We start from the raw sequence: 14,786 nt of genomic DNA, 5'->3' as shown, positions 1-14,786 counted from the left end.
CACCGTCTTACCCTCCTGCCGCAAAGGCCATAATCTCTTCCTGCGTCGCTTCGACTGCCGCCAGTTCTCCGGCAATCCGCCCCCGGTGCATGACCAGAATGCGGTCACTCATCCCCAGAATTTCGGGCAGCTCAGAGGATATCATTAAAATCCCCACTCCGGCAGCGGTCAGCATATTCATGATCTGGTAAATCTCTGTCTTGGCCCCCACATCGACACCGCGGGTCGGCTCATCCATAATCAGCACCTTCGGTTTGGTCAGCAGCCATTTGCCAATAACCACCTTTTGCTGATTGCCGCCGCTTAAATTCTTTACCAGTTGATCCTCGCTGGGTGTTTTGATTTTCAACGTTGCAATCTGTTCCTGTACCGCCCCGGTTTCGGCGGTGCCACTGATAAAGCTGCGGCGGCAAACCTCCTTGAGTGCGGCTAGCGACAGGTTGTCGCCTACCGACATAGAGAGCACCAGCCCCTGCTGCTTGCGGTCTTCCGTAATCAGTCCGATGCCGGCAGCGATAGCGTCACGGGGTGAACGAATTGCCCGGTCCTGACCGTCAACGACGATCCGGCCGCTGTCAATAGGATCGGCACCAAACAGCGCCCGGGCCAGCTCCGTCCGCCCGGCTCCCATCAAGCCGGCCACACCGACGATTTCCCCGGCGTGAACGGTGAGAGAAACATCACGGAGTACTTCCTGCCGTGTCAAATGGTTCACCTGCAGAACTGCCCGGCCAATTGCCGCCGGTTGCTTGGGAAAGCGGTCGGTTAACTCCCGGCCGACCATCATTCTGACCAGTTGATCAAAACTGATTTCCCCGGTTGGTACAGTGCCAATATAGCTGCCGTCCCGCATCACGGTAATCCTCTGACTGACGGCGAACAGCTCCTCCATGCGGTGAGAAATGTATACAATACCGACTCCCTCCGCTGCCAACTGACGGATGATAGCGAACAGTCGCTCCGTTTCCCGCTCGGTCAGCGCAGCCGTCGGCTCATCCATAATAAGAATGCGGGTTCTGCCGGCCAGCGCCTTAGCGATTTCCACCATTTGCTGAGCACCGATACTCAGTTCGGACACTACGGTGCCGGGCCGGATGTCCGTTCCCAGCTTGGCCAGTACGGCGGCCGTTTCCCGCTCCATGGTCCGCTTATCGACAAAGCCCAATGAATGGCGCGGCTCCCGGCCAAGGAAAATATTTTCCATTACCGTAAGCTCCGGCACCAAGTTAAGCTCCTGATGGATAATGCCGATGCCCAGCGCCTGAGCCTCCCGCGGCCCGTTAAACCGCACCTGCCGGCCATCCAGCCAGATTTCACCGGCATCCTGGCTGTATACGCCGCTGAGCACCTTCATGAGCGTCGATTTTCCCGCACCGTTTTCCCCTAGCAGCGCATGAATTTCACCGGGCTGCAGGGAAAAATCCACTGCCTTAAGCGCCTTGACCCCCGGAAATTCTTTAACAATCCCCTTCATGGCAAGCAACGGTTTATCCTCCACAGCTCTCCCTCCTTAAAAAACCACGCCGGATTTCAAAATGATGTTGGCGTAAGGCGTAAATTCCCCGGTCCGCACGACTGCCACAGCCTGGCGGGTCAGTTTTTTAAATTCTTCATGGCTTACCGTATCGACCGGAATTCCTGTCAGCAAGCCGTCAATCCTTTCCCGCAAAGCGGGACTGCTGGTTTCCATTTCTCCGGCAATTACCGCACTTTCCACCTGCAGCTCCGACAAAATAACCGCCAGTGTCTGCACAAAGCCGGGCACCCCGGCTGTCAGTGCCAAATCGATTCGCCGTACCCCCGGCGGAATGGGCAGCCCGGCATCGGCAATGACCAGCATATCGTAATGGCCCATACCGGCCAGCACTTCACTTAACCCCTGATTGAGCGTACCAATTTTTTTCATACCGATGTTCTCTCCTTATCCTCCAGATAACGGTTGACTTCGTCACGCCAGGGCAGCGCTGCCTGTGCCCCTTGCCGCGTCACGGCCAGCCCCGCTGCCACCGCGGCAAAGCGCAAAGCTTCCGGCATCGCCTGGTCTTCCGCCAGGGCGGCGGCCAGTGCGCCGGTATAAGCGTCCCCGGCCGCTGTTGTATCGACAGCCGTCACCGCAATCGGCGGTATAACAGCCTCGCTTGCCGGTGTCATATAGAAGGCCCCCTGGGCTCCCATGGTAATAATCACCTGCTTAACGCCTTGCTTCAGCAGCCGTCCGGCAGCCAGTTTAGCGTCGGCCGGATTGGTAACCGGCAGACCGGTCAGCGCCGTGGCCTCCGTCTCATTGGGGGTGATAATATCCACCAGGGACAGCAATTCAGACGGCAGTGACCGGGCCGGCGCCGGATTGAGGATAACCGTCCAGCCGCTCTGTTTAGCGGTCCGAACGGCATATTCCACCGTAGCAGGCGGCACCTCATGCTGCACCAGCAGGATGCCTGGTTCCGGCAGCACAGCCAAAGCGGCATCCACATCCTGCGGCGCACAGCACTCGTTGGCACCGGACACCACCACGATCATATTATCGCCGCTCTCAGCCACCGTGATTAGGGCCGTCCCCGTCGCTCCCGCCACCTGCCGCACACAGGAGCTTGTCACGCCGCTCTCAGTCAGGCTGCTGAGCAGCGCCTCGCCAAACACATCACTGCCTACACAACCGGCCATGATCACTCTTGCCCCCAGTTTGCCGGCAGCTATCGCCTGGTTAGCCCCCTTGCCGCCCGGAAAGGTTGCAAAACTTTGCCCGAACACTGTTTCACCGCTTTGCGGCAGACGCTTGGCCGTCGCTACCAAATCCATGTTCAGGCTGCCAACTACCAGGATAGGCCGGGTCTGCACCGACCCTCTCATTCTGCCAGTCATTGCTTCGCTCTCCTCCTTTTTTATTCGTCCCCTCCGGTCGACTGCCGCACAATCAACTCGGGACGAAACCGTTTCTCCACCATCTCCTGCGCCGAACTGCCCAGCAAATGAAGCAGCATTCTGACCGCCTCCTGCCCCATTTCATAGACAGGCTGCCGTACGGTGGTCAGCGCAGGCTTATACCAGCCAGCCAGGCGAATATCATCGTAACCGGCTACCCGGACATCCTGGGGAACGCGGATTCCTCTGGCCGCCAGGCATTCAATAACCCCAATGGCAATCATGTCATTGGCGGCAAATACCGCGTCAAACTCGCGCTCTTTCTCCAGCAACAGCCAGGCATTCTGGTAACCGCTGTCATAGGTAAAATCGCCGTGCAAAATCAATCCTTCGTCTAGGGGCAATCCGTACTCAGCCAGCACCTGCCCATAACCCTTAAACCGTTCGGCGGCGACCGATAATTGCGGCGACCCGCCGATAAAGGCAATCCGCCGGCCGCCTAATTCCACCAAATGGCGTACGGCCAGCGCAGCCCCGTAGACATTGTCCACTACGACCGAACTCATATGCACCCGCTTGGACTGACGGTCCAGGCTGACAGCCGGAATCGGCAGCGAGGCCAAAAGTTCCATGCTGGAATCGCTGTTGGCGCCGCCGGTGAAAATCACGCCGTCCACCTGTTTGCCGTGCAGCAACCGGATGTAACGCTCCTCCTCGCTTCCCACGCCATCGGAGTTGCATAAAATCACCGCATAATCATGGCTGCGCGCCATATCCTCCACACCTCTGACCAGTGCCGGAAAGAAGGGATTTTCAATATCCGGTATAATCAGACCGATACTGTGGGACTCCTTCACCTTCAAGGCCCGGGCCACCGCATTGGGCTGATAGCCCAATGCATCGACGGCCTGCTGCACCCGTTCAGTCAAAGCGGGCGACACACCGGCACTGCCGTTCAGGATGCGGGAAACAGTGGCTATTGATACACCGGCCTGACGAGCCACATCTTTAATCGTTGCTGCATTACCATTGGCAGAATCTGCTGTCTTCAACACAATGCTCCTCTTTCCTTGCATCCGCTTCTGTAAACGTTTACAAGAAATATATTTCGACTTGCGCCGAAAAATTCCTGCTTGTTTATCTGATATTTCAAAAAATTTATTAAATTCAATTTTTCCTGCATCCCTTCACTTGTCTGCTGCCTAAAAACTTCGTATCCCAGCTTCCTGATGGCAAAAAAACAGAGCCAGGTTGCCCCAGCTCTGACTTGTTCATCGATTTGCCGCTTATTCCGGATCGATAATAGCGATATCCCCCTCTTCGCCGGTACGGATTCTGACCGCATTCTCCAGCGAATACACAAAAATCTTTCCGTCGCCGATCTGCCCCGTGAAACAGGCCCGTTTGGCGGCCTCCAGCACCTTTTCCACCGGAACCTCGCAAACCACCGTTTCCACCTTGACTTTTGGCACCAGATTGATGGTTACTTCCCGTCCGCGATATACTTCCTTATGCCCTTTGGAGAGACCGCAGCCATAGACCTGGGTCACCGTCATACCGGCTACCCCAATGGCATTCAAGGCATCTTTCAACTCCTCCAGCTTTTCCGGACGGGTGATAATGTCTATCTTGGTCAGTTTCCGCATCGCTTTCCTCTCCTCATTTGAACAAATTGATTACAATATGGTAAGACTATTATAAAGCATCCGGCCGGTCTTTGCACCCAAATTAACAGGCATTCCGCCTAATTTCTCTGCTGTTTAGCCCAGAAACCTTCTCACCTCCCGCCGGATAAGCTCCAGGCCCCGGTGAATGTCGTCCGGCGCGGTGCGGGCCAGGCTGATCCGGATGCCCGGTTCATAGAAGGTCCGGTTGCTGTAGTAATAGTAGCCCGGTGTAACCAGTACGCCCTGGCCGCGCAAGGCATTGATCAGCCGGGTCTCCGGCACCCGCGCCGGTAATGTGAGATACAAGTAAAAGCAGCCCGAGTGAGGCACAAAATGCACCGCGCATTCCTCCAGCGCCCTTCTGTGCTCCTCCACTGCCCGTAGACGGCCGGCCAGTTCTTTTTCGATCGCCCGGACATGCTTATGCAATAGCTTGCTGCGGATATAAACGTCCAAGGTGGCCTGCGATACCAGGGAAGCCGAAAAATAAGACCGGTAATAGGAGTGCCACATCCAGGTTTCAAATCCTTTGAGCAGCGGCGTGGGCAGCACCGTAATTCCGATGCGGAACCAGGGAATGATTTTCGAAAAGCTTCGCAGGAAAATATGATGGTGATGATCACCGTAGGCATAGATCGGATCATAGCGAGCCTCCGGCGCCACATCGCCAAAATAGTCATCCTCGACGATATACACATCATACTTGGCCGCCAGTTCGGCGATCTTTTTGCGCTGCTCCGCCGGATAAATGCCGCCGGTAGGATTATGATGGCGGGGCACGGTATAAAAAAACTTTATTTTTTCCGTTTTAAAAATATGTTCGAGCCGGTTCAGGTCAATGCCATTTTCTCTCCGGTTAATACCGGCAACCGGGGCGGCGGATTGTTTTAAAAACTCCATAAAATAGCGATAGGTAGGCTGTTCAATCAGGACGGTGTCCTTCCGGTTGGGAAACGGCATGGCCGTCAACAGGCTTAAGGTCTGCTGTATTCCCTGCATAACAAAAATATGGCCGGGGTCGGTAAACACCTGAGAATCGCTTAAATACCCCGGCAACAGTTCCCGCAAGGGCGAGGTCCCCCGCAAATCCCGCCGAAGCGAATAATTCCTGCTGATATCTACGGCGCGGTCCAGGCAGTGTTTAAGATCGGGGATATGTACCGCCCCAATCAGCGGATTGCCTGTGGAAAAGTCAATCACCGTATGGTCCATATCTTCGCTGGTCAGCATATGCTCGACCACATAATAGCCGCTTTGGGGCACCGAATAGATAACATGCCTGTTTTTCAAAGTATCATACGCCTTGATGGCCGTAGCTTTGGAACAACCGTACCGGTCCGCCACCTCACGGATGGAAGGCAGCCGCCGGCCCCGGGGATAAGCCCCCGCGGCAATCTGTTTTTCTATATCCAAAGCAATATACGTATATAATTCTGGCATAGCTTATCCTCCCAACTGTACCGGTACAATCTCATTATAGCATGATTGTAGGTCCCGCTTCCCGCTTATATAATCAAAGTAACACGGAAACTACAATTCTTATTGTGAGGTGGCTTTACTATGAAAGGACTGAAAATTGTAACCATTGGCGGCGGTTCCAGCTATACGCCGGAAATCGTCGAAGGCTTTATCAAACGGTATGACGAACTGCCTGTGCGGGAACTGTGGCTGGTGGATATTCCGGAAGGGAAAGACAAACTTGCTACGGTTGCCGGACTGGCCCGGCGCATGGTGAGGGAAGCCGGCGCTCCCATCGAAATACATACTACCCTGGACCGCCGCGAGGCCCTGCCGGGCGCTGACTTTGTCACGACCCAGCTCCGAGTAGGCCTGCTGGAAGCCCGCATCCGGGACGAACGAATTCCGCTGAGTCACGGCTATATCGGCCAGGAAACCAATGGGGCCGGCGGCTTTTTAAAGGCCCTGCGGACCATTCCGGTCATTCTGGATATCGACCGGGATATGGCCGAGCTCTGTCCTCAGGCCTGGCTGATCAATTTCACCAACCCTTCGGGTATGGTAACCGAGGCGGTAGCCCGCTATGGCAGGAACAAAAAGGTCATCGGCTTATGCAACGTGCCTATCGGTATGGAAATGGCCATCGCCAAGCTGCTGGAAATTGACCAAAGCCGGCTGCGGATTGATTTTGCCGGCCTTAACCACATGGTATTCGGTCTCCATGTCTACGCCGACGGAGTTGATGTAACCAGGAAAGTAATTGAACGCATTGCCTCCGGGGAACTGGGCGAAGTAGTCAAAAACATCATCAACATCAAATGGATTCCTGAATTTATCACCGGTCTGGACATCATTCCCTGCCCTTATCACCGCTACTATTTCAAAAAGGACGAAATGCTGGCTACCGAGCTGGAAGAGTTCGCCAAGGGCGAAACCCGGGCCGAACTGGTCAAACAGTTGGAAAATGAATTGTTCGAACTGTATAAGGACCCGGAGCTAAAAATTAAACCGCCGCAACTGGAAAAACGGGGCGGCGCTTACTACAGCGATGCCGCCTGCCGTCTGATCAGCTCCATTTACAATGACAAGCACGACATCCAGCCTATCGACACGGTAAACCGCGGCGCCATCAGCGGCATCGCGCCAGACTCGATTGTCGAAGTCAGCTCGGTCATCACCAAAAGCGGCCCCAAACCGCTGACCATGGGCGAGCTGCCTGTGCAGGTCAACGGTCTGGTCCAGCAGATCAAGTCTTTTGAACGCGTCACTATTGACGCCGCCGTCAGCGGTGACTACAATACCGCCCTGCTGGCGCTGACTATCAATCCGCTGATCGCGTCCGACAAAGCGGCCAAGCTGCTGCTGGATGAAATGCTGGAGGCCAATAAGGACTACCTGCCCCAGTTTAAAGCCTATTTTAACGGCAAATAATTCAAATTCCAGGACATAGGAAAAAGAAACGGCATCCAACCGTAATCGGACGCCGTTTCTTTTTACAATTTACGCTTACTTATACTGCGGTTCAAATCCGTCGTACTCAAAATAGCCCTGCCGCACTACCTGCCGGAACCAATAGGCGGATTTCTTCGGCCGCCGCTGGCGCTGATTGTCCAGATCAATTTCCACGTAGCCGTACCGGTTCTTAAAGGCATTGTAGGGCGAAACATTGTCGGTAAAGTTCCACATTAAATACCCCAGGCAGTTGCTGCCTTCCGCTACGGCCTTTAGCAGCCACCGCAAATGATCGGCCACAAAATCAATGCGGTAGTCGTCCTGAATGACACCGTCCGGGTTCTTATATTTCCATTCCTCGGCTACCCCCATGCCGTTTTCCGTAACCAGCCAGGGAAGATTGTTATATTCTTCTTTTAACAGCATGGCAAAGTCATACAAACCCTTGGCATAAATCTCCCAGCCGCGGTGGGGATTCATCTTCTTGCCCTGCAATTCATGGTTTTCAAAATAATACTGGGGATGGAAAGCCACCGCCGGATTCCAGGCTGAGCTTCTGGCTTTCACCCGGTGCGGCGTGTAGTAATTAAGCCCCATCACATCAATGGTATTGTCCCGGATTACCGCTAGATCCGCCTCGTCATAGACAAGCCGGCAATCATGCCGTTCCAGCAGGGAAAAATACTCCGCTGGGAATTCTCCCTTAATGCAAGGATCAGTATACGGCCGGTTGTAAAACAAATCGCACATAGCAGCCGCCTGGCGGTCATCGGCTGACTGCGAGCGGGGATACACCGGAGCGGCATTCAGAATGATACCGATCCGCCCGCCTTCCCGGTAGCCGTAATCACCGCCGTGATACAGCTTCACGGTCAGAGCGTTGGCCAGCACCTTATGGTAGTTCCACTGCATGGCTTCCCTTGTATTACAGGTATAAGGGTACCACGCGCCATCCATGATGCCCAACCAGGGAAAGACAATCGGTTCATTGAAAGTAAACCAGTATTTTACTCTAGCTCCGAGCAGCCGGAACGCCGCTTCCGCATAGCGGATATAGCAGTCAACCACCGTTCTTGACCGCCAGCCGCCATACTTCTCAAATAAAGGATAGGGTAGTTCCCAGTGCTCCAGGCAAATCATAGGTTCTATTCCGTTACGGATTAATTCGTCAACCACATTACTATAGTACGTGGCAGCTTCCGGATTCACTTCCCCGGTTTCGTAGTTCAGGATAAACCGCGACCAGTCGATGGAAGTCCGGTAAGTTGTCATTCCCAGTTCCTTCATCAGCGCGCAGTCTTCGGCATACCGATGATAAAAATCAGTTGCCACCGCCGGACCATAGCCTTCATGCCAGCGGTCAGGAAACTGTTTGTACGCTATATCAATCAGCGAATCCTGCCCTGGCTGTTTGCCGTCCCAGCCTTCTGTTTGCCAGGCGGCAGCCGAGGCCCCCATCTTAAAATTGTCCGGTAACCTGTATTTCATTACAGCCACTTCCTCTCTCAGAATAACCGGCCCGTTTCTTGCACCGGCCATTACTATTTCTGCCGGGCCTGCATTTCCAGCAGCACGATCAGCTCTTCAATCAAGTCTTTTGCCAGCATGGCTGTCATCAGATGATCCTGTGCATGGACCAGCAGCAGGCTGAACTCCTGCTTTTTCCCGGCCGCTTCCCGCTGCAGCAGATGCGTCTGAATATGATGAGCATCAATCAGCTTATTCTTAGCCTGAGCCATACTCTCTGCCGCCGCTTCAAAGTTTTGCTCGCGGGCGTATCGCAGCGCCTCAAAGGCATGACTGCGGGCGTCTCCGGCATGCAGGATAATATTAAATACCACTTCTTCCATATCGGCGCATCTCCTTATCGGCTAAATTGCTACTCTTTTAGGCTATAAGCCTGTTCCAGCACCTTTGCGCCGTCCACCCGGCCGTAGCTCATCGAGTCAATAACGGCAAAGGCTTTCCCTTTTTCTTCTGCCAGCACGCCAACCGCTTTGGCTTTATAGCGAATTTGCGGTCCCAGCAAAACAACCTCGTAACGGTCAATATATTCCGTCAGTTCGTCAATCGAGCAGGCAAATATCTCATCCTGCCGGCCTCTTGCCTGACTTTCCTTTTGCATTTTGGTAACCAGCAGGCTGGTCGACATACCGGCATTGCAGACAAGTAAAATATTCATGACCCATTCTCCCCCTTATTTGGCGATTTGCTTTTCCTCATAAACGACTTCTTCAATTCCTTCTTCCCGGCAATTAGCCATATCAGCCATCCGTAAGAACGGGTAATAAATAACCCCTGTCACTAGAAAACAACCGAACTGCAAGATCGAAGCCCTGATATCGCCGGTATCCAAAAAGACGTTGATAAACGGCGGTGTTGTCCAGGGTGCCAACGCAAAAGCCCGGTCTACCAAACCCCAGGAGGTAACAAAGTAGGCGATAGTAATGGAGACCACCGGCGCCAGGATAAAGGGTATCATCATAATTGGATTCATAACGATCGGTAAGCCAAAAATAATCGGTTCATTAATATTGAACAGCCCCGGCCAAATAGCCGATTTGCCGATCGCCTTTAGCTGCTTTGACCGGACAATGGTCAATAACATGATCGCCAGCGCCAGAGTAGAGCCTGACCCGCCAATCGTACAAAACAAATCCCAAAACTGCTGACAGATGATGTTGGGCGGCATCTCCCCGGCCGCCTTGGCAACGGCATTTTGCTGGGAAAGCGAGTACCATACGGGACTCATAATCCCGGTGACCAGACTGGCACCGTGAATCCCAACTGTCCATAACAACTGGGCAAATACGGCCGCCAGCAAAAAAGCCGGCAAAGAACCGCCAAGACTCAGTAACGGCGCAGCCAGAATCTTATAAATAATGTCCTGCACATTGCTGCCAATGGAGAATAACACCATATTTAGTAGCAAAATCAGAGCTAACGCAATAAAACCGGGAATCAGGGCGACAAACGAACGGGCCACGGTTGGCGGTACACCGTCAGGCATCCGGATAACGATATTCCGTTTAATCATAAATCTCTGCAGTTCCACAATAAATATCGCCGACAACATAGCCACAAAAAGCCCCTTGCTTCCCATCCAGGCCGCTGCAATATTGCCATCCTTAGTGAACGGCGTCGCCAGCATGAAAGCTGCCACACTAAACATGGAGCTGCTCAATGTATCCATTTTATAGGAACCTGCCAACGAGTAGGCTACGGCAAAAGCGGCCATTAAGCCCATTAGGCCCATCGTTGTATTGTTGACCGAAACCAGCAGCGGAACATAAGGCTCCACCAGCTTGGCCAGTGAACTAATCGGTGGAAAAGCAATAATCAGAAAGAAGGAACCGATTAACAACAGGGGTATTAAGGATACCACGCCGTCACGGATAGCTTTTAAATGACGTTGATCACCGATCCGTGCCGCAAAGGGCGCATAATATTCATCAAGCCATTTAATCAATGCTTCCATAAAATCACTCCTTTGTGTTTTTATGTTTCTATAATTTTGCAAAGAACATGCCAATACACAATAAAGCCCGGAAAACTGCTTTGAATAACAAGCTTTCCGGGTTTTTCATTCTATGTGTATTGTTCTGTATTGCAATGTGTATTGTTTTATTGTCTTAAAACAGCAGGAGAACGGCGAGACTATGTTTCGCAGTACGAGATGAAGGAAAGAGTCATACCGTTAGTATGCTGACTGACGACAACGAAGCGGTGCGGAAAATAGACCGCCCGTATTCACTGAATTAAGGCAGACAAGGCACGAGCCACCATACAGAGAAAACTCCAAGTGGACATAATGTAATACCTTTCTGCTAAATCAGATAAATTAGTTTAACAATATTTCGGCATTCCTGGACAGGCAGTTTCACAGCAAAAGCCTCTTCCATTACGCCCAACGCCTGCTCAACCACCCTCAGGCTCTCGCCATAGGCCGCCATATCCAGCCCGCTGTGCTTTCCTCCGTCAAGCACTCCCCCGCGCAACAAGCGCTCAATCGTACAAGCTAAATGTAAGATTAACCCGATATCGGCATCCTCAGGCAGAAGCAAAGCATTCTCCGCCAGCCTTCTTACAAAAAACTCATAGGCCTGAATAAAAGCCGCTCCGTCAATACTAAGATGTTCGTTGATTACTTCCACCATAAATTGTATGTTATCCAGCACCGGTACGGTAACCGCAGACGGCTTCATACCCCGGAAGATAGTACCGATTTTCCCCTCCAGCAGTTCCTTGGTCGACAAGTAGGGTATCGACGCATTTTGCGGCCTGATGCTGCTTACCACAGCCAACAGGTTTTTCTCCTGACTGATTTTAGTTAACTTGCGTAAATAATCCTCCATACTTCCGATTTCGATGGGTAGAATGTCGACGGGCCGGTCATACTCAGCCAGACTCTTTTTTAATATATTTTTCAACTTAATAGCCGTTCCCCGTCCGGTAATGCAGGCCGTAACAATCACGTCCTCATTAAGCCGGTGAGGAAATTCCACGCTGTTCCAGTACATCCGCCCCAAATAGGGACTGATATTGGTCAGGGAATAATATATCTCTTCCAGTGAAGTCATCAGCAGCGCCTTGCGTGCCGCTTCCAGTACCAGCGGCGTCGTTACCATTTCTACCGTCTTAATGACAATGCCTGTCCGTTCGTAAATGATATCACCAAACATAACCAGCGAGCCCATATCGACCAGGAGCAGGACCCCTTGGCCCTTGTCCTGTTCCTTAACCAGGCAGATAATCTCCTCTAAGGCCATCTCCGTTTTCTGCTCCAGAGGCATGTCATAGCCCACCGCGTGCTTCTCGCCCAATAGTCGGTTGACCACCTCCGCCATCGAGGTAGCCGTGCTGTTGCCATGCATAGCGACAATAACGCCCACCCTGCCCGGCGCAGCCTGCCGCAGAGGATCATCCAACACCAAGAACATAGTAATAAAGCCGAGTTCATCGTTAGGTATAATTACGGAAAATTCCCGTTCCGCCAGTTTGGCAAAATGTTGTGCCAAGGCGAATTCTTTCGGATAAGAGCGCTCGATTTCTCTTACATGAGGATTGACGATCTCCTTGCCGTCTCTGATGCGCTCCAGAGCATTGGCAATATGAATTGACATGCCGAAAAGCACTTTTTCCTCAAGCGGCTTACCCGTTTCGGCTTGCACATACTGCAGAAATTCCTGAGTCATGCCAACCACCTTGCGGTCAACTATTTTATATAATTCCTCCAGATTATTTTTCCGGAATTTGCTCATGTACTGCTTAACGTAGACATCAATCTCCAGACTCATAATCAGTTGAATGTCCTGCTCGCTTAAGCCCTTTGCCTTGAGTGTATTGAATTTCTGCTCCAACACCTCATAGATACCTGTCGGCTCGTTCCGGACAGTCTGATTTTCCCCAGCCCCCGGAAAAAAGATCAGGCTATCGGTAATTCCAATCTGTTCAATATCCTGGCGATGGACCTTATAATTCACAAAGCCCCGCCGGATATATTCGGATAAGTCCTCACTGCACACTGTCAGTGTCTTTTCCCGGCTGCCCACATACTCCAGAAAAGCACGGGCACAGCTTAATTTTATATCACTTTTTAACTGCCCGATATTGTTGGGGCATTCATACAATAAAAAAGCAATTAGCGTGTTTTTGGAAACACTAACAGGAAGCTGCAAAGCCTGTGCTTCATTCTTAAAGAAACTCTGGATCAACCTCCAGCGTTCCTCCATGGTTCTTTCCCTGATAGAAGGAAGTGTAATCAGCATAGGAATACGTCGCATAAACGTTCTTAACAGCGACGACTCAGCGTTTTCCGTTGTGGCACAAATAATTAATACTTTAACCCGCCGTTCTTCCACCGCTTCCCCCAGCGCCCGATAGGCCCCTTTATCAATCAGATAAAACAGCATTTCCTGCCCTTCCGGCGGGAGACGGTGCACCTCATCTAGAAATAAAATTCCCGTATCCGCCTTTTCCACTAATCCAGCCGTATCCCGTTCCGCTCCGGTATAGCTGCCCTTTTTTACGCCAAATAGCTGGGATAGCAGCAATTGAGGATTGTGGGCATAATCGGCGCAGTTAAAGATCACGAAAGGAGCGTGAGACGACAGCCTGCCCGTATCCTGGGCATATTGAAAAATGGCCCCGGCAAACATGGATTTGCCCACACCGGTTTCGCCCAACAACAGCATATGCAAACCAAAAGGCGGGTACATGACGGCGGCCTTTGCCTGCTGCAAAGGCTTTTTCAGGCTTTGCTCCGCCCCAATAATTTGATCCAATACCGTACCCGTCACCTCTGCAGCATGCTCCTGGTGCAACGCTTCCCTTGTTTTATAGAGCACCGGCTTGCCTTCCACCTTTTCCAGTTTATTCAGCTTTACCAACGCATTCAAATCACTGGACGCATTGGAACGCTGAATCGCCAGCGTTTGGGCAACCACCTCTGTAGCCACTCCCGCAACCGTTCCCTTTTGGCGGCATTGTTCATCACATTGTTCTACCACAAACTGATAGACTGTATCTAATCGTTTCATCAAGAGCCTCCACAGCTAGTGCCTTACCAACCGGCTTTCATGTATGCTGACATTCTGTGTTCCGAGCACTGGCATCGGTCCGGCCTATGTCAATATGCCTTCTGCTGATATCTCATACTTTCGCCAGCCATCCACTATATTAAAGCAATAAAACAACACTAGTAAATATTGTAAAAATTCTCTTTGAGTTGGATGAATTCCTTCAAAAATGGTAAGTAAAAGAGTAATAAGTCAGGCAATAAAAAAGACTGCAGAAAGGGTTTCTGCAGTTCTCTGTTTATTGCCTAATGGACCTATAGTATCCGGTTCTGCCGCTCCACCTTGATAAGTTAAGTCATCTTCAATCATCATCCCCCTTTTTGTCATGATACAAAAAGGGGCAAAAAAATCTAGGCCTACACTCCAAAAGACTTGTCAAAAGCGACACCTTCCTAAAATCCAAAACTCGCTTTACTCAAACAATACCCAAAGGGCACAGGCGGATTTCTTAACGTAAGTTGCCCCTTCCGGCATCCTGCGGACCGTCTTTTTCCGCAAAGGCCACGGGTAAATGACTCAAGAGGATTGGTTTTCAGCTAAATAAATAAAACCATTCTACAAAGCGCTAAAAAGTTTTGATCAAACTTACTGCCACCCGGAGAGGTCACCTTGAATGCGTTAACCTATCTCAAAGCATAAAAAATATCGACGTATGTGGCCTCAACCACGACATATCTACATTAAAACAATTTAGCACAACAAAAAACACCCACGTTCGTGAGTGTTTTTCTCTTAACCAGCAACTATCTATCCTCCCGGGCCGTTTCCA

12 protein-coding genes are annotated in these 14,786 nt (G+C 51.7%); 1 reads left to right on the top strand and 11 read right to left on the bottom strand.

Translation table 11 applies throughout. The features are described from left to right. Nucleotides 1-7: 7 nt before the first annotated feature. The 6 genes from F3H20_RS10330 to F3H20_RS10305 all read right to left on the bottom strand — a co-directional run bounded on the left by F3H20_RS10330 (nt 8) and on the right by F3H20_RS10305 (nt 5,969). Entirely contained in the window at nt 8-1,498 is a 1,491-nt protein-coding gene (locus tag F3H20_RS10330; RefSeq protein WP_223191721.1) for a sugar ABC transporter ATP-binding protein, read from the bottom strand. 12 nt (nt 1,499-1,510) lie between these two features. Beyond that, nucleotides 1,511-1,906 carry a D-ribose pyranase gene (gene rbsD / locus F3H20_RS10325; protein WP_149734850.1) on the bottom strand — a complete coding sequence of 132 codons (396 nt, stop codon included), beginning with the start codon at nt 1,904-1,906 and terminating at the stop codon, nt 1,511-1,513. Continuing rightward, nucleotides 1,903-2,862, bottom strand: a complete 960-nt coding sequence (rbsK, locus tag F3H20_RS10320) for a ribokinase (RefSeq protein ID WP_223191720.1) — start codon at nt 2,860-2,862, stop codon at nt 1,903-1,905. The genes rbsD and rbsK overlap by 4 nt, the downstream gene beginning before the upstream one ends. 20 nt (nt 2,863-2,882) lie before the next feature. After that, nucleotides 2,883-3,917, bottom strand: coding sequence for a LacI family DNA-binding transcriptional regulator (locus tag F3H20_RS10315; RefSeq protein WP_223191719.1), 1,035 nt, complete (start codon nt 3,915-3,917; stop codon nt 2,883-2,885). A gap of 231 nt (nt 3,918-4,148) precedes the next feature. Further along, nucleotides 4,149-4,508 carry a P-II family nitrogen regulator gene (locus F3H20_RS10310; protein ID WP_149734848.1) on the bottom strand — a complete coding sequence of 120 codons (360 nt, stop codon included), beginning with the start codon at nt 4,506-4,508 and terminating at the stop codon, nt 4,149-4,151. 114 nt (nt 4,509-4,622) lie between these two features. Continuing rightward, complete coding sequence (locus F3H20_RS10305; RefSeq protein ID WP_149734847.1) at nt 4,623-5,969, bottom strand: aminotransferase-like domain-containing protein; 1,347 nt, start codon at nt 5,967-5,969, stop codon at nt 4,623-4,625. Nucleotides 5,970-6,089: 120 nt separating this feature from the next. On the opposite strand from F3H20_RS10305, the gene F3H20_RS10300 reads away from it, so the two are divergent. Continuing rightward, on the top strand, nt 6,090-7,418 hold the full coding sequence (locus F3H20_RS10300) for a 6-phospho-beta-glucosidase (RefSeq protein WP_149734846.1): 1,329 nt from the start codon (nt 6,090-6,092) through the stop codon (nt 7,416-7,418). 75 nt (nt 7,419-7,493) lie between these two features. Here the strand turns inward: F3H20_RS10300 and F3H20_RS10295 are convergent, their stop codons facing one another. From F3H20_RS10295 to F3H20_RS10275, 5 genes are all read right to left on the bottom strand, one after another. Beyond that, nucleotides 7,494-8,927 (bottom strand): glycoside hydrolase family 1 protein, encoded by a 1,434-nt coding sequence (locus tag F3H20_RS10295; RefSeq protein WP_149734845.1) that lies wholly within the window; start codon nt 8,925-8,927, stop codon nt 7,494-7,496. Nucleotides 8,928-8,980: 53 nt separating this feature from the next. Beyond that, nucleotides 8,981-9,289: a PTS lactose/cellobiose transporter subunit IIA gene (locus F3H20_RS10290; RefSeq protein ID WP_149734844.1), complete on the bottom strand. Its 309-nt coding sequence runs from the start codon at nt 9,287-9,289 to the stop codon at nt 8,981-8,983. Between the two features lie 29 nt (nt 9,290-9,318). After that, nucleotides 9,319-9,621, bottom strand: a complete 303-nt coding sequence (locus F3H20_RS10285) for a PTS sugar transporter subunit IIB (RefSeq protein ID WP_149734843.1) — start codon at nt 9,619-9,621, stop codon at nt 9,319-9,321. Between the two features lie 15 nt (nt 9,622-9,636). Next, nucleotides 9,637-10,917: a PTS sugar transporter subunit IIC gene (locus F3H20_RS10280; protein WP_149734842.1), complete on the bottom strand. Its 1,281-nt coding sequence runs from the start codon at nt 10,915-10,917 to the stop codon at nt 9,637-9,639. Between the two features lie 349 nt (nt 10,918-11,266). Further along, nucleotides 11,267-13,978: a sigma-54-dependent transcriptional regulator gene (locus F3H20_RS10275; RefSeq protein ID WP_149734841.1), complete on the bottom strand. Its 2,712-nt coding sequence runs from the start codon at nt 13,976-13,978 to the stop codon at nt 11,267-11,269. Nucleotides 13,979-14,786: the final 808 nt, after the last annotated feature.

Origin of the sequence: Propionispora hippei DSM 15287 (genome assembly GCF_900141835.1) — a bacterium.
In the GTDB taxonomy this organism is placed as follows: Bacteria; Bacillota; Negativicutes; order Propionisporales; family Propionisporaceae; genus Propionispora; species Propionispora hippei.
The sequence above is the reverse complement of the archived record's forward strand: the minus strand, read 5'-3'. Positions and strand labels throughout refer to the sequence as shown.

What these genes read in the sequence shown, in the direction of transcription:
- rbsD (WP_149734850.1), bottom strand. Translation starts at nt 1,906, where the DNA reads ATGAAAAAAATTGGTACGCTCAATCAGGGGTTAAGTGAAGTGCTGGCC.
- rbsK (WP_223191720.1), bottom strand. Translation starts at nt 2,862, where the DNA reads ATGACTGGCAGAATGAGAGGGTCGGTGCAGACCCGGCCTATCCTGGTA.
- F3H20_RS10310 (WP_149734848.1), bottom strand. Translation starts at nt 4,508, where the DNA reads ATGCGGAAACTGACCAAGATAGACATTATCACCCGTCCGGAAAAGCTG.
- F3H20_RS10305 (WP_149734847.1), bottom strand. Translation starts at nt 5,969, where the DNA reads ATGCCAGAATTATATACGTATATTGCTTTGGATATAGAAAAACAGATT.
- F3H20_RS10300 (WP_149734846.1), top strand. Translation starts at nt 6,090, where the DNA reads ATGAAAGGACTGAAAATTGTAACCATTGGCGGCGGTTCCAGCTATACG.
- F3H20_RS10295 (WP_149734845.1), bottom strand. Translation starts at nt 8,927, where the DNA reads ATGAAATACAGGTTACCGGACAATTTTAAGATGGGGGCCTCGGCTGCC.
- F3H20_RS10290 (WP_149734844.1), bottom strand. Translation starts at nt 9,289, where the DNA reads ATGGAAGAAGTGGTATTTAATATTATCCTGCATGCCGGAGACGCCCGC.
- F3H20_RS10285 (WP_149734843.1), bottom strand. Translation starts at nt 9,621, where the DNA reads ATGAATATTTTACTTGTCTGCAATGCCGGTATGTCGACCAGCCTGCTG.
- F3H20_RS10280 (WP_149734842.1), bottom strand. Translation starts at nt 10,917, where the DNA reads ATGGAAGCATTGATTAAATGGCTTGATGAATATTATGCGCCCTTTGCG.
- F3H20_RS10275 (WP_149734841.1), bottom strand. Translation starts at nt 13,978, where the DNA reads ATGAAACGATTAGATACAGTCTATCAGTTTGTGGTAGAACAATGTGAT.